The organism is Clostridium sp. AF34-10BH, assembly GCF_003478095.1.
Taxonomy (GTDB): domain Bacteria; phylum Bacillota; class Clostridia; order Lachnospirales; family Lachnospiraceae; genus Acetatifactor; species Acetatifactor acetigignens.
Genome location: NZ_QUEC01000004.1, coordinates 67,560 through 82,753, shown reverse-complemented (window position 1 = coordinate 82,753; position 15,194 = coordinate 67,560). Strand labels below are relative to the sequence as shown.

Below are 15,194 nucleotides of genomic sequence, written 5' to 3'. Positions count from 1 at the left end.
TTTTTTAATATTCTTCAATGCGTTTTTTAAACTCATTGAATGTTTTTTCATCCTGCTCTGTATATTCGTTATCTACTGGTGTCGGAACAAACCCTACAACGTATTCATTATAATACTGGCAGGAATTTTCCACATTTCCAAGCAACAGCCCACCATCTAAACCAGACCAACCAAATGTCTGATTACCATTGTCCATCCAAACATATGGAGTTGCATAGGTAATATACTTTTCTACTGGAAATCTTATATCAATATACAATACCAGATATTTTTTATTTGAAACGAAAATGCCATTTTCATTTTTGTCTGGAATCGTACATACATCTTTTGGAAAATTTTCTATAGAAGAATACGTAAAACTCTCCAAATTTTTAAACATAGACATTTAATATTTCCTCCGGTTCTTTCTCTTCAAATTCTGACCATCTTACATCATCTGTATTGAAATCAGATTCATCATATTTTCCATTATCATACAAAGATATTTCGCCTATGGCATATAATTCATATACAGCTTTAGCAATATTTTCATGCATATCAAAACTTGGTAAATTATCTTTGTGATCATGAAGCCATTGCTTTACCTTTTTTACATCTTCCTCTGTTAAATGTACCGTGTACTGAACTGATGCTGTCACTTCAATATCCATTCCCATATTTTTTCTCCTTTTATCATAAATATAATACTATTATTACTTTTACCTCCATTCAGACCAATCAATTTCCTGTCCGCAAGTACATACACTATCACTTCTTTTCAATATTCTATTGCACTGTGGACAGTAACATCTATATAAAGGATCAAATCTCATATAATTATTACGAGATACAATTTCTGCTTTTGGTTTCAATTTCATATTTATCTCCCTATAATTGTTTTATGGAAACATTAATATTTTTCATACACCATTGCCACCATGGCATTGTTTCTTTTCCACCTGCTTTTAACCAAGAATCTATCAATTTTTCTCGATCTTTCTTATCTAAACATTGATACAAATACATGAAACATTCTTTTGGATTATTTGATGATGTATTATCGATACATTTCTCCAAATCATCTGTCCAACGTCTGGCAATTTCATTTAAGAGTTCTACTTTAAAATGTAGCGTATTAAAATCATGTTCGCTTAATTTAGCATGAAGATAAAACAAGTCCTTCAAATAATGACTATCAACGGGGAATTCTCCCGTTATTGATAATTCAACTAACTCTTTATATACTGTATATAAATATTTATCATCAAATTTCTTTAATTTATCAGCAAAAGTCATTTGTTCACCTTCTCGTTTTATATATTTTCAACACATCTCATAAATTCTTCTGTTTCCATATTGTATGGATTACAATCGTAGTAAAATACGCATCTGCTATAATCTTCGGCACACTGCAAGATTACCTTGTCTATATCTACCACATTACTATCCAGCAACTCTACATCGGCTTTGAATACCTTGCAGATATGCCGCTTTAAATCTTCGTCATCTTTTACAACCAGCTCCCAAAACTTACCATCTTCGGGATAATTGTTCAAGATAAACCCTTTTGATTCTAATAATTTATTGTAATCAGTTTTGTACTTAGCCATATATCCTACCTCCACTTGAAAGCAATTTTTCATTATGCTAATCTTCTTCCGTTTTTCGCCTGATATTCAGCCCAACATTCATTAAATCTGTTTGGATTTATGTCTTTGCTTCTAAGAAATCTTGCATATTTTCTTTTCAATGGTTGCATTTCTTTTTTGTATACATCTTCATTAATCCAATTCCAAATATCCATATATGCCATGTCATATTTTACACCACGTTCAGGTTTCCATTCAAAAACATCTGCACATATAATATTGACTTTTTCGTTGAAATCGAGCTGTGATGCAACCATATCAATGACTTCTTGGTTCTTTTCGATCACAGTAATACTTTTTACTTCTGGTTTATCTTGAATTGCCATGATAATCATTCCAATTCCAAGACCGCCAACAACAATATCTCCATGTGCCTTTAAACAAAATCTTAAATTTGTACGTTGTTCCATATCCGTGTCTGACATAACACATTTTCCATTATGTGTCAATCTAATATATGTTCCAGGCATAATACCATCTACCATTGCTCTGAAATTACCTTGTTTAATTTCAAACTTCTCTAATTTCCAACCATTATTTTCTCTTTCTTCTAGTAACTCTGGCATATTTTTATACATTTACTCACCTACTCTCCGTGCTAATGAAATCGTCATTTAGTCTTTTATAATAAACTTTTCCGGAATTTCTTCTATCTGATTGTTCTCTAATCCTTTATTAATATAATCATCAAAAGTTCCAGGCACTCCATTATTATTAAAAATAATACGAAGCCTTTCCTCTGATCGAACTCTTCCAGTTTCTTTGATTCTATAATATTTCATTTTATATCACCTCTTCTAATCTTCCTTATAAATCATTCTTTCTTAGTATTACAGTTCATTTTATAAAACATCTAAATCAATAATAGTGTATTTATATTGTTCTGATTTCCATGTATAGTCATCAATTTTTATTGGATTATCTGCTCTTCCTTCACAAAATTTAACGGCTTTATCATATGAATTGTATGCCTCTTGACTAATTTTAGTAGTAGGATATAAGCCACCTAAAGTCATTACTTCAATACAATATATTTTCATAGCGGTCTCCTTTCATATCGCAAGAAAGTTAAATCTCTTTGTACCCTAAAAACTTTAGGCAATGTACAAATCCGTCAATTTCATTTTCTTGAACCATTTCTTTTCGTTCATATCCATCGTCATTTATGTGAATTGCATAATAGTCACAAATTTTCATTCCGACATAGAAAGTTTGTTCCATATCAACTACTCCTTCCGTAGTAAACTTAGATTTCATCCTGACATGGGGTTGGAAATTCAGCCCAAAATAATACTTTCCAAACTGCTATTCTTCCATTCCAGCACCATGTAGGAACTTTCTTTTTTCCCTTCTCTTCATAAGTCATAACAAGAGTTAATCTTCCGTTCACATTACCTCTTCCATTATATTCAACTGTAACAAAATATTCTTTTCCACTCTTACATTCTTCCGGTGGAATTTCTGCGCTAATCCAATTAATCATCTTTTATTACCTCTATTTTAAAAATTAGACTCATCACTTAATTAATACATTATTGCAATTTACATTTTATTTTTACATTTAATGTAGATTGTACTTTCACTGGCTTTGATTTTATAATTTTCAAGTTCACTTTCATATACATCTATCTCATTTCCGGTTAACTTTGACTTCAGATGCAGCATATCAGGATTACATTCTTCGACAAAACCATCAATATCTTTCATATCAGAAAACCAATGTGTTGATACTGTACTGTATAATATTCCTACAATATTTCCTTCTTTAAATTTTTCATATGCATCTAATATAAGATTCTTAAATTTTTCGTTTTTCATAATATTGTTTCTCCTTTTATCATAAATATAATACTATTATGACAGAATAAGTGATATAAAAAATATTGACTTTTAGAACATATGTTTGTATATTATTATTCAGGAGGTATACTTATGACTTTATCTAATTCCGTTTTTGATGCGAAACACATACGCTGCGTTCCAGTTATCGCCGTATTTTCTTCTACCGGCGATATCAAGCCATTATACGTAACGATCAACTGGGTCAAACTCAAAATAGAAACATATACTGTCCTTGATTCTACATTTGGCGACAACTGGGTCAACTTTTTGTGCACCGTAATTGATCACGGAAAGCAGAAACAATTTAAGATTCAGTATAACCTGCATGAGCACGCCTGGTTTATTGAGACAAAATATTTTAGCTGATCTTATGCCTATCCACACATATTTCCCTCCTTATGAACAGCATAGTTCCGTATAATTGCTTCCGTATATAACTTTATAACGCTTGTCTTCCCTATATTGAAAATCCAATGATTCGGATGGACATTCCCCTGGATCTATCCATCCAGCTCTATTGGCCCGCATAATCGTCCCGTCATTACACTTCCAAATGATATCATCTTTTTCAAATGTTTTATCGGTACTGTCCTTCGTTACAATATATACAATGTTTTCTTCCATATTTCTCCTGCTATTTTATTTTATATTTCTTCCTTTTATTGTCACACACCAATCATGTTCTGACAAGGTATTTTTTACTATTACTTTTTTATATTTTCTTATTTTTATCATAACACATTCTCAGAAAAATAGAAAAATCTGCATAGAAAAAGCCGGAAATTTCCGGCTCTTATAAATTTTCTTTTGTAATATTAACCAATTCTTCTGCTATGTGCAAAAGACAGTTATTATCGATATTAGAAATGACGGCAACAGTGTGTCTGAATCCCGATCTACTCAGATATATCCACTGTGCTCCCCAGTCATCATCATAATCTTCCTTTCCAGGACTCGTTATGCTATATGGAATTTTTCTTTTCTGCAAGAAAAGCTCTAATTTGTTAAGAGCCACACTAGGCAGCAGTAAGTGCTGCTTTTCATCACAGTATTTTATTTCAGGATTATACATTGTTTATTAGTCTTCCTCCAAAACACGGGTCCGTTTCTTTTACATGCAATAAGTCTTCCGCTATTCTCAGCAGACAATCGCTGTCGATGTAGGATATAACTGCCACGGTATTACGATATCCGCTTAATTTACCATACTTCCAATAGGCTCCCCATTCGTCGTTGTAATCTTCTTTTCCTGGGCTTGTCACTTTATATTCAATTTTTCTTTTTTGCAGGAACGGCTCCAGTTTATTCAGAGCTACTCCGGGAAGAAGCAGGTGCTGCTTTTCGTTTCGGTATGTAATTTCGGGATTGTACATTACATTACCTTTCTCCCACCGAAGCAAGGATCATTGGCGCTTACATGAAGCAGGTCTTCTGCGATCTTATGCAGGCATTCAGTATCGACTTTTGCTACTACGGCGGCGACACCATTGATTCTAGGTCTGCCGCGGTATACGCACCCACCGGGCCAGCCGTCTTCGAATTCACTTTGGGGAACCGTTCTATATTCAATTTTATTTTCTTCCATAAAAGGAATCAGTTTATTTAAAATTACTCCCGGAACAACGGTAACTTCTTCTTTTTCAGAATATACAATTTGTGGATTATACATTTCTGCCTCCTTATTCATTTGATGAATCAATTATAATACAAATATTAACGACAGTCAAAATTCTGCACAGAAACTAATGTGTTATATCCTGCTTCTTACTTTGTGTTATATTTCTGTTATGTGTTACATTATCTGCATAAGTCAGCATTTCGGTCAATTTGGGGCATTCAAGATAACATTCCAAAGAACTTGCTGTTCGTATATGATCAATTTCAGCCTTTTTGATTTTTGTTCCCAGTTCGCTTATGTAAGCAATGTATTTGTTATCGCCATTATCTTCTGAAATTTTAATTTCAGAATTTCCTTTATTATTTTGCAGCCATATCTTCTTATCGGGATATTCATGTTTTAAACAATGATAAGTTTTTTCGATATTTGATGTGAACGGCATTTTGTTCTGAATAAAATCCGGAATATTGACTCTTAATCCAGTTTCTTCGGCACGTTCGTGAAAAATATCTACGTATGCCGTTTTAACGAAAAATCCAAATGGCGATTCGTCAGAAAAATCTCTTTGAAGAACAACCGTCGTCATTGTTGTAGCCAGTTCTCTTCCATCAATCGTTATTCCGTGTCCTACCGGATCGTCTCCCATATCTAATGTAAACGCCAGTGTATGATAATTTTGGGGTTCTTTGAAATCTATCTTTTCTGATGTGATCCAGTTTGAGATTTCTTTCGCTTTGTAATATATCGCATCCTGTAGTGTACTAACTAATGTTTCCGCATCGTAAAAACTGGAAACAGCCTGTTTCTCTTCTTTGACCATTCTAGTAATCATATCATCTATCGATATATCTGTATGTAATGTGGAAGAATGTCCTTTATTAACATTTAAAATACAGGATACATCATCCATAACTGCTTCTTCAAGCTTTTCCTGATATAATTCCGGGTCCATTCGCCTAATTGTGTCTCTATCCATAACAATTACCTCCCATATTCATTAATATGAAAGATAAATACATGAGAAATACACAAAACAGCAGCCTTTGAGACTGCTGTTCCGCTACGTTTCATATTCATCGCATTCCGCGTATGCGTCATCGATCAATGCCGTAACCTGGCACTTTTCACAAATACCATAGCAGGAAGCCTCCCGTCTTCAGACTGTGAGGAGGAATGCGTCTTTCTGTGCAGAAATCTGCACGGAACACATAATCTGTCATAATACTTATATAAGGAGTATTTATGACAGAATCATATGTTTTGACGCTAAAACTGAATACTTCTCCTGAACAGGATGTATGGCTGAGCCACACTTTCTGGTGTGGACAGCAGATCTATAACGTTCTCGTGCGGCACTGCAAGAAGCAGCTCCGGAAGTTAATACAGGATCCGGAGTATCGAGATCTTCTGGTTGCGAGGAAGGAGTCCGGTTTATCGAAAGCTGACAAGAACCGCATCAATCAGGAACTCGCAGATATCCGCATAGGTTATGGACTTAGTGAATATCAACTGCACGCATATGTTTCCGTACAGCAGCACAGATACAAGAAATCCATTGACTCTGATGTAGCCCAGAAGATCGCTTCTTCCGTATGGCGTTCTGTAGAGAAGTATCTGTTTGATAACGGGAAATGCATTCATTTCAGGAAATACGATGAATTTGAAAGCATGGAGGGTAAGAAAAATACTTCCGGCATGCGGTTTAAAGACGGCCGGCTTCATTGGCGTGGGCAGGTGATCCAGCCGCAGATCCGGACGGATTATGACCGGAAAGCTCTGAAATCCCGTGTAAAGTACTGCCGTATCCAGAGGAAGCCCGTGGGTACGAAATACCACTACTACTTGCAGCTGGTTCTGGAAGGAAAGCCCCCGGTAAAGCATCCGGTCGGTCATGGAACCGCCGGACTGGATATCGGGATCTCTACCGCGGCTATCGTGACCAAGGATTCCTGTAAACTGACGGTACTCAGTTCCGATGCAAAAGATCATTCTGCGCAAATCAGGCGGACTCAGAGAGCCATGGACCGGAGCAGACGCATCACGAATCCGCCCCCTTATCTGCCGGACCGCACTGTCCGCAAGGGCGCAAGGAAGTGGATTCGTTCGAAGCACTACAGGAAGCTTCAGTTCCGCAAGAAGTCCATGGAACGCCGGCATGCCGATGCGATAAATACCGGCCACCACCGGCTTGCGAATGAAATTGCCTCGAAGGCAGATACCGCGTACGTGGAAAAGATGTTTTTCCATGGTCTTGCACGGAGATCGAAGTCTGCCACGAAGAAAGCCGATGGCCGGTTCCGGAGCAGGAAGCGGTTCGGAAAGTCCATAGGCAACCACGCACCGGCGGCATTCCTAAAAATTCTGGAAAGCCGGCTTGCTTCTAGCGGCGGGGAGTTAATTAAGATCGATACCGTAAGCTTCCGTGCCAGCCAGTACAATCATGTAACGGATGACTACGTCCGAAAGAAGCTTTCCTGCCGGGGAAGTTTTGTTGGCAGCCGTTATGTACAGAGAGACCTGTATTCGGCGTTCCTGCTAAAGAACAGTAACGACACCGGCACGGCTGCCGACAGACAGAAGTGCATCGACACCTTCCCCATGTTCCTGATAACACATAACGCCTGCATGGACGCGCTCCTTGCAGAGAACAAGAAATATCCTTCGAGCTTCGGTCTCCGGAGCTACAAATACCATAAACGTAACTGTTAATCATGTAAACGGGTTCGACAGGATCCGGCTGCGTGAAGCACTCGTCGGAGTGCTTGCGGCGAAATTCCGGTTAAGGTACGGCAGCTATAACAAACACTGTTCTGCAAAAAAAAAGATCCGCTTCCTGACCGTAAAGATCAGAAACCGGATCCGTTGTAAGAATTGTCAAGTGATGCTGTTATGTACCCGGAACCTGCCAGTCTTTAGACTGTGCAGAGCTGTCAGAGAATCCGCATAATTTGTCGCGGGCATCCAGCAGCTCGCTTAATTCTTCTCTACTCATTCCGATTTTCTCCTTATACCCAGGCAATTCCCTGGAAAATTTCCGGCAGTTCGGTAACATCCGGATGATCCTCAAATTTCGAATTTTCTTCGAAAGGAATGATCTTGATATTCACGCATTCCGGATTAAATTCCGGTCCGCCGTGATCGATATAAGCGTTCATAACCTTCTTTGCAGCCTCTTCCTGATCCACTGCTGATACGATACCGCGGATGTCAGAATCAATTACATAAACAAACATTTTCATTTATTTTTCCTCCCATAATAATCTTTGTTTTTCTCTTGTTAACTCGCTTTTTCTCACATTTTCATTTTTTCATAGAGATTGCTTCTAAGTCTATGTCATTCCCCTTGGCCATAAATCATGGATATTCGGATGTTTAGGGTACACAAAACAAGACGTCGTCTTATTCTGCTATGATCGGCCTTTCTTTCCCCAACTCCTTACGGCAGCCTAACCTCCCATGTCATACAGGATCTCCTTTACTTCTGGGTCCTTAATTCCTTCGTTCTGCTTATCCATAAAGGGGCGTCATGATGCTCCTTCGCTGAGTCTCTGCTCTGATGGAAATAAATCTGACTTGGCTCTCTATGTTTATGAAATTCTTCTGTTCCTTTCAGCGCCTTACGGCGGACGTCTCCTGAATCTCACAGTTGTTCTTCTTATGCTACCTGCGGCTGCCTGTGAATATCTGAAAGCAGCTTCTGCGAATCGTAGGTCACTCCATTTGCCAGGATGGCATAAAAGACTCTTATCAGCTTACAGCTGATGGCAATCACGGATTGTTTCTTCTTGAGTGGATTGTTCGCTCTTGTCGTGTAATACTCATGCAATGACTTAAACTCTGGGTTCTTCGCTATCAGCGGAATTGCTGCATTGAACAGTACTGCCCGCAGCTTACTCCGACCTCTTTTGCTTATGGTCGTCTGTCCTTTGTGCTTTCCAGAGCTGTTCTCCCATAATGAGAGTCCTGCCAGCTTTTGTATCTGTCTGGGTGATTCGAAACGCCTCACATCACCCACTTCTGCCAGAAATCCGGCTACCGTGATTACTCCTATACCTTTGATGGCAAGCATCTGCTCGCTTTCGGGTATCTTCCTGCACAGCTTTTCTATTTCCTCCATAACGGCATCCAGCTGTGCCTTTTTGTATTCGTAATCCTCGAGCAACAGTTTCATTTCATACTGGGCAGCCGAAGAGCCTTTCTTTAAGCCGATGCTGCGTTTTGCTGTCTCACACAGGGTCGTTGCCCTTTTCATTCCCACAGCCCTAAGCTTTGCATCACGCCAGATTTGATTGATTTTCTCGGCTCCCAGTTCCACGATTGCTTCCGGAGTACAAACTTTCTTTAGAAGCAGCATACTGCTCTGTGCTTCATAGTCCCCAAACACATCTGTGTACTCGGGGAAATATATTGCGAACCATCTGGCAAATCTGTTTTTGATCTGGGTCATCTCCCTGATGAGTCTCTTACGATTGGCCACCATAATTCTTAAATCAGCATACACACCATCCGGTGTATACGGTGCAGAATACCGGCCCTCGGTAACCAGCTTTGCGATCACCTTCGGATCCTTCCTGTCATTCTTGCTTTGGCTGTTGTCATCCAGTTCCTTGGTCTGCTTTACCGCATAAGGGTTAACCATAACCAGGAGGATGCCCTCATCCTCAAGATAAGCGCCAAGGTCAAACCAGTAATGACCTGTCGGCTCGATACCTACGATTGCATCCAGCTTCTTATACTTGTCCTGTAAATGCTGCATCCATGCTTTGAAAGATTCAAATCCTTCTCTGCTGTTGCTGAACGGAAAGACTTTCCCAAGCTCAATGCCTCTCCAGTCAAATGCCCTGGCGTACTGTGTCGTGCTTCCGATATCGATTCCAACTACCAAAGTTGATTCTTTTACTTGATTGATTTTTTCATTCTGCTTATAATTCATTTGTGGGTGTCTCCTTTGAACAATGATTCTTATTAACCGCCAAGTTAACAATCATTATTCTATGGGTGGCACTCATTTTTTGCAAACCGGTTATTTGTTACTTAACAGGAATGCTCCTTGAATTCCTTGATCTTCTCGTTTTCAGAATCGTCATATTCGATGGATCCGTCCTGCTCTACTTTGTAGGCTTCTCCCCCGAGTTTTTCAATAACTTTTCTCAGCAGGTCATTGATCACCCAGATCTGGCTTACGAATCCGTCAATAAAACCATTTGTCTTCGCTGTAACGATCTGCGCCGTCTTGAGTATATCAATAACATTTTTCTTATCGATCAAATCGATTCCACGTCTCTTCAGTTCTCTTAGCAGCTCTTCATCGGAAAAGTCCCTGATGCTACACTCGCTGTCGCACAGATCAACTGCCTGACCGTCTTCGATCAGGAGCAATCCAACTCCGTTCTCATTTGTGTAGTGAACATTCATCTCTATGTTAATGCCTTCAGAAATGAACTTGTTTGCCATGTTTACGAGTTCTGTGGTATTATCACCGCCCTCCTCGTATTCTAAATAAATAGCAGCCTTTCCGTCAGTGTTTGAATTGAGAACTTCTTCCTCGCACGTTTCTCTCAGGGAAGTCATTGCATTGAATGCTTCCACTAACTGTTTTGTATATTTTCTATCTACAGAAATTACTCCACTGTAATAAGTTAACATAATTGTTTTTCTCCTTTTCTACGGCTGCAAATAGATCCAGTTACCGCTTTTAACTTTATTGCGTTTTTCACTCCAGTAACCCAGTTTTACCATGCCCCTTACACTTCCTGTTCTATTTCGGAATAGCTGTTATCAAACCAGATATGGTTCAGAACATAATGCCAGCTGTTGTAATCTGACAAAAGAGCGTTCTTATCATCAATATCAAATTCGATACAGGCGTATCTTTTTCCTGGAGTTCCAAGTCCCGTCGTTCTGAGATCCGGTTTCTTATGTTTCCAGTCTCTCGTATGCCAGGCCAACAAAGGAAGTTTCAAACCATCCGGATGCGGAATATTTCGTTTGTCCATCTCAGCGGCAATCCAGAGATATGCGTCATGAAAAATTATGTTCCGCATATGAATAAAACGCAGAATCGCCGATGATAATATGATCCACAAGCGGAATTCCCATGATATCCGCCGCACTTTTCAGACGTTTTGTTGTAGCGTTGTCGTCTCTGCTCGGAGACGGGTCGCCTGAGGGATGATTATGAACCACCACGAAGGAGGAGGCGCCTAAGAGACATAAACGGACGAACACTTCGCGCGATCCCAACTGGGAAGCATTGACGGATCCATGGGTCAACTCAAAAAGACCAATCGGCTTCATTTTGGTGTTCGCAGCGATCAGCCAAACGTATTCTTCCGCCTTCCTGCCTGCGTGAAAAACATCGTTCATCATCCGGACGATATTTTCCGGGCAATTCAGGTTACTAATCTCGTAATTGCTGCTATTTTCCTTTACTACAGCGGTAATCTTATCGTCGGTTAATTCAGTAGTATATCTTGTAATTCTCATGTGTTATACCTCATTTTCGTCTTTGTTAGTAATGTTTATAATGTCCGACAAATATGTGCAGTGGAAGTTCGTGGTCTCATCGTATGCACCAAACATTTTTCCGCTTTTTCTCTTGCCTCTTTCGGGGAATTCGCTTCTACAAGAACATCAACCTGTGCGGCAAATGTGACGGAGTATATTCCGGCAAGCGCCTTATTGGACGAATCCAGAAAAAATTCGTATGCGTGGTGTAAGCGGCGGTATTCCGGATTCTCCGGTCAATATCAGGCTTTTACAAGTCCGTCACTTCAGTGATGGGTTATTGACAGCACTTTCCTATTCTTTATCAGGATTTTCGACGGTTTCATAAAGAGAAAGATCTTCTCCGTTTGCTTTCCGAGCATTATATGTTGATTCATTATAATCCTCATATACATTACAGCCATCCGAATTATCAGCTACAATATCTTCTGCTTCTTCTGCTGAATTTGCTCTTACGTGATATGTATGAGTATATATCTCTGTAACTGTTACCAAATAATCTTTCATTTTAATTTCCTCTCTTTTTTGCTTCAATGATAATTACGTTATTTTGTACGGTGATATATTTGATTTCCAAATCTAATATTTTGTCTTTAGGTTTTCCTCTATCGGTTTTGGAATTAAAGACAGGCCTTTCTTGATACCAAAATTTTCCTTCTGCGCAATTATAAATGGCATAATCTGCAGTTAAATTAAAATTATCGTTATATATAAGATCTCCTACAAGCATTTCTTCTCCTCCATTTTTCTCTGATGTATATAATATGTCAGAAAAATAATATATAAATGTATGGAAACCTATACTTATTTTTCCAGGGCTTTTTCGCAAATTTATCTTTAAATTTATGCCTGCGGCAAATATAGAAATACAATAATTTGTTGCAAATAAAAAAGCATCGAAAACGATGCTTTCTTATCATTTAAATTATTCCATAATCAAATTAGATTCGATGTCATAATCGTCTGCATATTTTGCAACTTCGTTATCATACAATTCATTCAACGTTGCATAACCAAAGTGATTCCAGAATGCTGTATCAGAGTTTACAGTGATCCAGTTCTTAGGGGTGCCGATCAAATCTTTATTATAAGATAACGTTCCATCCGATCTCTGAACCAGACTATAATAATCTACACACCAGTAATAGTCTGTTGTCTGGCTAAATGTAGAATAGGTATCTTTAAGCTGGACTTTATATACCATAATCAGTCCATTATCTGCCGTATCTTTATCCGTCTTTTTTACTAGCAGACAACTTCCGAGATATTCCATGCCCTCAACAGTTGTTTCACCATAATAATTATCATTTTTCGTGGCATCGTAAACATCTGCCGCTTCTGTTTGAAATTGTTCCAGCGCTGCATTATCTATTTCATTCAATTTTGTGATCAGTGTATCTAATCCATCGACAGTATATTTCTTTTCTGTTTCTGCAGGAACTATCCCATAATTTGCTGCGCAGCTCTGGATGGCATCCTCATTAATTTTTATGGTGATTTCATCACCATTTTTGAGATTTTCAGTATTCCCTTCAACGGTAAAGTCAGTAGCACTTAAATATGATCCATTATAAACAGCTACTAGAGATGCTTTTGGAGAACTTCCTTCAAAAGAAACATCTAAATCAGCAAATATATCTACCTTCTCTGCTTCTGCTAAACCTTCAGCTTTAAAAGTTCCATCTTCGTATTTGATATTGACGGTAAGATACTTAGATATTTCCTCTGGGACCTCCCAAGTATATGCGACTTCATCTCCATTAGAAAGGCTTATCCTGTTTTCCGCAGAAACAGAAACGCTATCATAAAGGAGCTCATAAGGTTCCATGGCTTCACCAATGACTCCCATATTTTCCTTTCCGGCTTTTGTATATTCTATTTTATCAGCATAATCACTTTCGAGCCGATTCCAGTCAACTGTTACGGTAGCATAACCATATCCATCATATCCTGATACATTTGTTTTGAGATAATCATTTAAATTAATGGTCGTTTTGCTCCCGCAGCCGGTCAAAACTGTTGCAAGCATAAATACCATGGCGCTTACTATAGTAAATAAATGCATTTTCTTCTTTGAATTGTTTTTCATTGAGTTTCTCCCTTGTTTGTTTTTTGCAGATCCACTGATAGAATAACATTTATTTTTTATATTCCATATATGAAAAACTACTAATTAACATCATGAATTTTTGTGCATTCTGTTTATCCTTTTTAATCAGTATTTTTTCGCATCGAATCATGCATCTGTGTTTTGTATAAAATAATTTGGTCTTCATTTGCGTAAACCATACCGAGTTCTCCTATTGCTATTTGTCGAATATATTCTAAATCTATATTGCTTTCCAAGCGGTTCTTTTCTTCATCATTGCTCCGTTTTAAAGTATTTAATTCTGTTTCTAATCTGGTGATTTCATTGATATGTGAAATTACGGAAGCTTGTAAATGGATATAGTTAATTAGTATAACTGCGCATAAAAGTAAAGCAAAAGTAAGAAACACAACATAGCCTATATTCATGTGTTTTGCTTTATCCTGGTTATGTCGTGTAGCCGCTGAAGGAATATGTGGCTGCGAATTTAATTCTTCCTGAAGGGAATGTGCCATGTTGTCTTGCATGTACGGCGAATGTCTTTTCTTCTGTGTCATAAAACCACCTTGCTGTCAAATAAAATAATAGGTGCTATTTTATATTATTATGACAGATAAAAAGAAAGAACCATACACAAATGTGTATGATCCTTTTTGTTTAAAACATGTATAACGTGTGCTTGCCCTGTGCGTCTCGTTCCCAATCATATCCTGCAAACACAAGAGCTTCTATAGCTCCATCGTAATAACTCATATCCTGAGGTCTTGCGTTATCCATATTGGCGATTTGCCATATCTCATCCAACCACGCTTCTGTCTGATTCTTAATTTCTTCCGGTGTACGTTTCATAATTTTCCTCCATTTTTAATTATTTCCGACTTCGATAATAAGATCTGCTAGATTTTCCTGAAGATCATCCAATCTTAAAGACTGAAGCGGCGTAATATTACCACTTTTAATGTTGTTAGCCTGCTGATATTTCAAAAAAAATGTCATTTACACTTGATTCGATTAGTCTTAATAATTCTTCTTTAGTCATTGTTCTATTCCTCTCTGGCCATCCAGTTTTTTATTTTTTCTCCGGCCCGAAATTTTCCATGATCACCAACGATTTTCTTATAGACGGCACACCAGTCAGAATTACCAAATGCCGCAGGAATATCGTTATTCTCCAGATAGGAATTGAAGGTATCAATGTCATCGTCAGATAATACCCCGTCTAATCCTTGTTCGGAGCTATTACGGCATTTTACAATGCTTTGAAGACTAAAATCATCCAAATGACCATACTGGCATAAATCTCTGGCCATCATTAAATCACTATAAAGCTGCAAAAATCTTGGATTTTTCTTATATCTGTCATATGTTGCATATAAGGCATTGCAAATATTAACTAAATCATCTGAATTTAACTCAACTACAACTTTTTTATCTGTTTTAGAAATATTTTGAATATTCATAAATTGACTCAATCCTCCTATAAATTAGCTAACGCAAATATTTACAACTG

Annotated in this window: 27 protein-coding genes; 2 read left to right on the top strand and 25 right to left on the bottom strand. The window is 38.0% G+C overall.

What is annotated here, in order from left to right:
- Positions 1 to 4: 4 nt before the first annotated feature.
- From DWZ61_RS04790 to DWZ61_RS04755, 9 genes are all read right to left on the bottom strand, one after another.
- Complete coding sequence (locus DWZ61_RS04790) at positions 5 to 385, bottom strand: hypothetical protein (protein ID WP_118537621.1); 381 nt, start codon at positions 383 to 385, stop codon at positions 5 to 7.
- Positions 372 to 656, bottom strand: coding sequence for a hypothetical protein (locus tag DWZ61_RS04785; RefSeq protein WP_118537620.1), 285 nt, complete (start codon positions 654 to 656; stop codon positions 372 to 374). The genes DWZ61_RS04790 and DWZ61_RS04785 overlap by 14 nt, the downstream gene beginning before the upstream one ends.
- Positions 657 to 867: 211 nt before the next feature.
- Positions 868 to 1,275: a hypothetical protein gene (locus tag DWZ61_RS04780; RefSeq protein WP_118537619.1), complete on the bottom strand. Its 408-nt coding sequence runs from the start codon at positions 1,273 to 1,275 to the stop codon at positions 868 to 870.
- A gap of 17 nt (positions 1,276 to 1,292) precedes the next feature.
- Positions 1,293 to 1,589, bottom strand: a complete 297-nt coding sequence (locus DWZ61_RS04775; protein WP_147354676.1) for a hypothetical protein — start codon at positions 1,587 to 1,589, stop codon at positions 1,293 to 1,295.
- Positions 1,590 to 1,621: 32 nt separating this feature from the next.
- Positions 1,622 to 2,206: a hypothetical protein gene (locus DWZ61_RS04770; RefSeq protein ID WP_118537617.1), complete on the bottom strand. Its 585-nt coding sequence runs from the start codon at positions 2,204 to 2,206 to the stop codon at positions 1,622 to 1,624.
- 36 nt (positions 2,207 to 2,242) lie between these two features.
- The gene (locus DWZ61_RS19620) at positions 2,243 to 2,410 is read right to left on the bottom strand and encodes a hypothetical protein (protein WP_182426994.1); all 168 of its coding nucleotides are present in this window, start codon (positions 2,408 to 2,410) and stop codon (positions 2,243 to 2,245) included.
- A 60-nt stretch (positions 2,411 to 2,470) separates the two neighbouring features.
- The gene (locus DWZ61_RS04765; protein ID WP_118537616.1) at positions 2,471 to 2,668 is read right to left on the bottom strand and encodes a hypothetical protein; all 198 of its coding nucleotides are present in this window, start codon (positions 2,666 to 2,668) and stop codon (positions 2,471 to 2,473) included.
- A 206-nt stretch (positions 2,669 to 2,874) separates the two neighbouring features.
- A complete protein-coding gene (locus tag DWZ61_RS04760; protein WP_118537615.1) occupies positions 2,875 to 3,111 on the bottom strand; it encodes a hypothetical protein in 237 nt (78 codons plus the stop codon).
- Between the two features lie 59 nt (positions 3,112 to 3,170).
- Positions 3,171 to 3,446 (bottom strand): hypothetical protein, encoded by a 276-nt coding sequence (locus DWZ61_RS04755; protein WP_118537614.1) that lies wholly within the window; start codon positions 3,444 to 3,446, stop codon positions 3,171 to 3,173.
- 114 nt (positions 3,447 to 3,560) lie between these two features.
- On the opposite strand from DWZ61_RS04755, the gene DWZ61_RS04750 reads away from it, so the two are divergent.
- Positions 3,561 to 3,836: a hypothetical protein gene (locus tag DWZ61_RS04750; RefSeq protein ID WP_118537613.1), complete on the top strand. Its 276-nt coding sequence runs from the start codon at positions 3,561 to 3,563 to the stop codon at positions 3,834 to 3,836.
- Positions 3,837 to 3,866: 30 nt separating this feature from the next.
- Here DWZ61_RS04750 and DWZ61_RS04745 read toward each other — a convergent pair whose 3' ends face one another.
- The 5 genes from DWZ61_RS04745 to DWZ61_RS04725 all read right to left on the bottom strand — a co-directional run bounded on the left by DWZ61_RS04745 (position 3,867) and on the right by DWZ61_RS04725 (position 6,064).
- Entirely contained in the window at positions 3,867 to 4,094 is a 228-nt protein-coding gene (locus tag DWZ61_RS04745; protein ID WP_118537612.1) for a hypothetical protein, read from the bottom strand.
- Between the two features lie 169 nt (positions 4,095 to 4,263).
- Positions 4,264 to 4,542, bottom strand: coding sequence for a hypothetical protein (locus tag DWZ61_RS04740; protein ID WP_118537611.1), 279 nt, complete (start codon positions 4,540 to 4,542; stop codon positions 4,264 to 4,266).
- Positions 4,535 to 4,843 (bottom strand): hypothetical protein, encoded by a 309-nt coding sequence (locus DWZ61_RS04735; RefSeq protein ID WP_118537610.1) that lies wholly within the window; start codon positions 4,841 to 4,843, stop codon positions 4,535 to 4,537. The genes DWZ61_RS04740 and DWZ61_RS04735 overlap by 8 nt, the downstream gene beginning before the upstream one ends.
- Positions 4,843 to 5,139, bottom strand: coding sequence for a hypothetical protein (locus tag DWZ61_RS04730; protein ID WP_118537609.1), 297 nt, complete (start codon positions 5,137 to 5,139; stop codon positions 4,843 to 4,845). The genes DWZ61_RS04735 and DWZ61_RS04730 overlap by 1 nt, the downstream gene beginning before the upstream one ends.
- Before the next feature lie 73 nt (positions 5,140 to 5,212).
- Positions 5,213 to 6,064 carry an RNase A-like domain-containing protein gene (locus DWZ61_RS04725; protein WP_118537608.1) on the bottom strand — a complete coding sequence of 284 codons (852 nt, stop codon included), beginning with the start codon at positions 6,062 to 6,064 and terminating at the stop codon, positions 5,213 to 5,215.
- A 266-nt stretch (positions 6,065 to 6,330) separates the two neighbouring features.
- On the opposite strand from DWZ61_RS04725, the gene DWZ61_RS04720 reads away from it, so the two are divergent.
- Positions 6,331 to 7,797 carry a transposase gene (locus DWZ61_RS04720; protein WP_118537607.1) on the top strand — a complete coding sequence of 489 codons (1,467 nt, stop codon included), beginning with the start codon at positions 6,331 to 6,333 and terminating at the stop codon, positions 7,795 to 7,797.
- A 296-nt stretch (positions 7,798 to 8,093) separates the two neighbouring features.
- On the opposite strand, the gene DWZ61_RS04715 is transcribed toward DWZ61_RS04720, so the two are convergent.
- The 11 genes from DWZ61_RS04715 to DWZ61_RS04665 form a co-directional block, all read right to left on the bottom strand.
- Entirely contained in the window at positions 8,094 to 8,327 is a 234-nt protein-coding gene (locus DWZ61_RS04715) for a hypothetical protein (RefSeq protein WP_118537606.1), read from the bottom strand.
- A gap of 416 nt (positions 8,328 to 8,743) precedes the next feature.
- Entirely contained in the window at positions 8,744 to 10,021 is a 1,278-nt protein-coding gene (locus DWZ61_RS04710; protein WP_118537605.1) for an IS110 family transposase, read from the bottom strand.
- Between the two features lie 101 nt (positions 10,022 to 10,122).
- On the bottom strand, positions 10,123 to 10,734 hold the full coding sequence (locus DWZ61_RS04705; RefSeq protein WP_118537604.1) for a hypothetical protein: 612 nt from the start codon (positions 10,732 to 10,734) through the stop codon (positions 10,123 to 10,125).
- Between the two features lie 98 nt (positions 10,735 to 10,832).
- A complete protein-coding gene (locus DWZ61_RS04700) occupies positions 10,833 to 11,084 on the bottom strand; it encodes a DUF3841 domain-containing protein (RefSeq protein WP_243026353.1) in 252 nt (83 codons plus the stop codon).
- Between the two features lie 25 nt (positions 11,085 to 11,109).
- Complete coding sequence (locus tag DWZ61_RS04695; RefSeq protein WP_118537602.1) at positions 11,110 to 11,574, bottom strand: JAB domain-containing protein; 465 nt, start codon at positions 11,572 to 11,574, stop codon at positions 11,110 to 11,112.
- Positions 11,575 to 11,889: 315 nt separating this feature from the next.
- Positions 11,890 to 12,102: a hypothetical protein gene (locus DWZ61_RS04690; protein WP_118537601.1), complete on the bottom strand. Its 213-nt coding sequence runs from the start codon at positions 12,100 to 12,102 to the stop codon at positions 11,890 to 11,892.
- A 1-nt stretch (position 12,103) separates the two neighbouring features.
- Positions 12,104 to 12,325: a hypothetical protein gene (locus DWZ61_RS04685; protein WP_118537600.1), complete on the bottom strand. Its 222-nt coding sequence runs from the start codon at positions 12,323 to 12,325 to the stop codon at positions 12,104 to 12,106.
- A gap of 195 nt (positions 12,326 to 12,520) precedes the next feature.
- Complete coding sequence (locus tag DWZ61_RS04680) at positions 12,521 to 13,684, bottom strand: hypothetical protein (RefSeq protein ID WP_118537599.1); 1,164 nt, start codon at positions 13,682 to 13,684, stop codon at positions 12,521 to 12,523.
- Positions 13,685 to 13,806: 122 nt separating this feature from the next.
- Entirely contained in the window at positions 13,807 to 14,241 is a 435-nt protein-coding gene (locus DWZ61_RS04675) for a cell division protein FtsL (RefSeq protein WP_118537598.1), read from the bottom strand.
- Between the two features lie 100 nt (positions 14,242 to 14,341).
- Positions 14,342 to 14,533 (bottom strand): hypothetical protein, encoded by a 192-nt coding sequence (locus tag DWZ61_RS04670; RefSeq protein ID WP_118537597.1) that lies wholly within the window; start codon positions 14,531 to 14,533, stop codon positions 14,342 to 14,344.
- A gap of 194 nt (positions 14,534 to 14,727) precedes the next feature.
- Positions 14,728 to 15,144, bottom strand: a complete 417-nt coding sequence (locus tag DWZ61_RS04665; protein ID WP_118537596.1) for a hypothetical protein — start codon at positions 15,142 to 15,144, stop codon at positions 14,728 to 14,730.
- Between the last annotated feature and the right edge of the window lie 50 nt (positions 15,145 to 15,194).

What these genes read in the sequence shown, in the direction of transcription:
- DWZ61_RS04790 (WP_118537621.1), bottom strand. Translation starts at nt 385, where the DNA reads ATGTCTATGTTTAAAAATTTGGAGAGTTTTACGTATTCTTCTATAGAA.
- DWZ61_RS04785 (WP_118537620.1), bottom strand. Translation starts at nt 656, where the DNA reads ATGGGAATGGATATTGAAGTGACAGCATCAGTTCAGTACACGGTACAT.
- DWZ61_RS04780 (WP_118537619.1), bottom strand. Translation starts at nt 1,275, where the DNA reads ATGACTTTTGCTGATAAATTAAAGAAATTTGATGATAAATATTTATAT.
- DWZ61_RS04775 (WP_147354676.1), bottom strand. Translation starts at nt 1,589, where the DNA reads ATGGCTAAGTACAAAACTGATTACAATAAATTATTAGAATCAAAAGGG.
- DWZ61_RS04770 (WP_118537617.1), bottom strand. Translation starts at nt 2,206, where the DNA reads ATGTATAAAAATATGCCAGAGTTACTAGAAGAAAGAGAAAATAATGGT.
- DWZ61_RS19620 (WP_182426994.1), bottom strand. Translation starts at nt 2,410, where the DNA reads ATGAAATATTATAGAATCAAAGAAACTGGAAGAGTTCGATCAGAGGAA.
- DWZ61_RS04765 (WP_118537616.1), bottom strand. Translation starts at nt 2,668, where the DNA reads ATGAAAATATATTGTATTGAAGTAATGACTTTAGGTGGCTTATATCCT.
- DWZ61_RS04760 (WP_118537615.1), bottom strand. Translation starts at nt 3,111, where the DNA reads ATGATTAATTGGATTAGCGCAGAAATTCCACCGGAAGAATGTAAGAGT.
- DWZ61_RS04755 (WP_118537614.1), bottom strand. Translation starts at nt 3,446, where the DNA reads ATGAAAAACGAAAAATTTAAGAATCTTATATTAGATGCATATGAAAAA.
- DWZ61_RS04750 (WP_118537613.1), top strand. Translation starts at nt 3,561, where the DNA reads ATGACTTTATCTAATTCCGTTTTTGATGCGAAACACATACGCTGCGTT.
- DWZ61_RS04745 (WP_118537612.1), bottom strand. Translation starts at nt 4,094, where the DNA reads ATGGAAGAAAACATTGTATATATTGTAACGAAGGACAGTACCGATAAA.
- DWZ61_RS04740 (WP_118537611.1), bottom strand. Translation starts at nt 4,542, where the DNA reads ATGTATAATCCTGAAATAAAATACTGTGATGAAAAGCAGCACTTACTG.
- DWZ61_RS04735 (WP_118537610.1), bottom strand. Translation starts at nt 4,843, where the DNA reads ATGTACAATCCCGAAATTACATACCGAAACGAAAAGCAGCACCTGCTT.
- DWZ61_RS04730 (WP_118537609.1), bottom strand. Translation starts at nt 5,139, where the DNA reads ATGTATAATCCACAAATTGTATATTCTGAAAAAGAAGAAGTTACCGTT.
- DWZ61_RS04725 (WP_118537608.1), bottom strand. Translation starts at nt 6,064, where the DNA reads ATGGATAGAGACACAATTAGGCGAATGGACCCGGAATTATATCAGGAA.
- DWZ61_RS04720 (WP_118537607.1), top strand. Translation starts at nt 6,331, where the DNA reads ATGACAGAATCATATGTTTTGACGCTAAAACTGAATACTTCTCCTGAA.
- DWZ61_RS04715 (WP_118537606.1), bottom strand. Translation starts at nt 8,327, where the DNA reads ATGAAAATGTTTGTTTATGTAATTGATTCTGACATCCGCGGTATCGTA.
- DWZ61_RS04710 (WP_118537605.1), bottom strand. Translation starts at nt 10,021, where the DNA reads ATGAATTATAAGCAGAATGAAAAAATCAATCAAGTAAAAGAATCAACT.
- DWZ61_RS04705 (WP_118537604.1), bottom strand. Translation starts at nt 10,734, where the DNA reads ATGTTAACTTATTACAGTGGAGTAATTTCTGTAGATAGAAAATATACA.
- DWZ61_RS04700 (WP_243026353.1), bottom strand. Translation starts at nt 11,084, where the DNA reads ATGGACAAACGAAATATTCCGCATCCGGATGGTTTGAAACTTCCTTTG.
- DWZ61_RS04695 (WP_118537602.1), bottom strand. Translation starts at nt 11,574, where the DNA reads ATGAGAATTACAAGATATACTACTGAATTAACCGACGATAAGATTACC.
- DWZ61_RS04690 (WP_118537601.1), bottom strand. Translation starts at nt 12,102, where the DNA reads ATGAAAGATTATTTGGTAACAGTTACAGAGATATATACTCATACATAT.
- DWZ61_RS04685 (WP_118537600.1), bottom strand. Translation starts at nt 12,325, where the DNA reads ATGCTTGTAGGAGATCTTATATATAACGATAATTTTAATTTAACTGCA.
- DWZ61_RS04680 (WP_118537599.1), bottom strand. Translation starts at nt 13,684, where the DNA reads ATGAAAAACAATTCAAAGAAGAAAATGCATTTATTTACTATAGTAAGC.
- DWZ61_RS04675 (WP_118537598.1), bottom strand. Translation starts at nt 14,241, where the DNA reads ATGACACAGAAGAAAAGACATTCGCCGTACATGCAAGACAACATGGCA.
- DWZ61_RS04670 (WP_118537597.1), bottom strand. Translation starts at nt 14,533, where the DNA reads ATGAAACGTACACCGGAAGAAATTAAGAATCAGACAGAAGCGTGGTTG.
- DWZ61_RS04665 (WP_118537596.1), bottom strand. Translation starts at nt 15,144, where the DNA reads ATGAATATTCAAAATATTTCTAAAACAGATAAAAAAGTTGTAGTTGAG.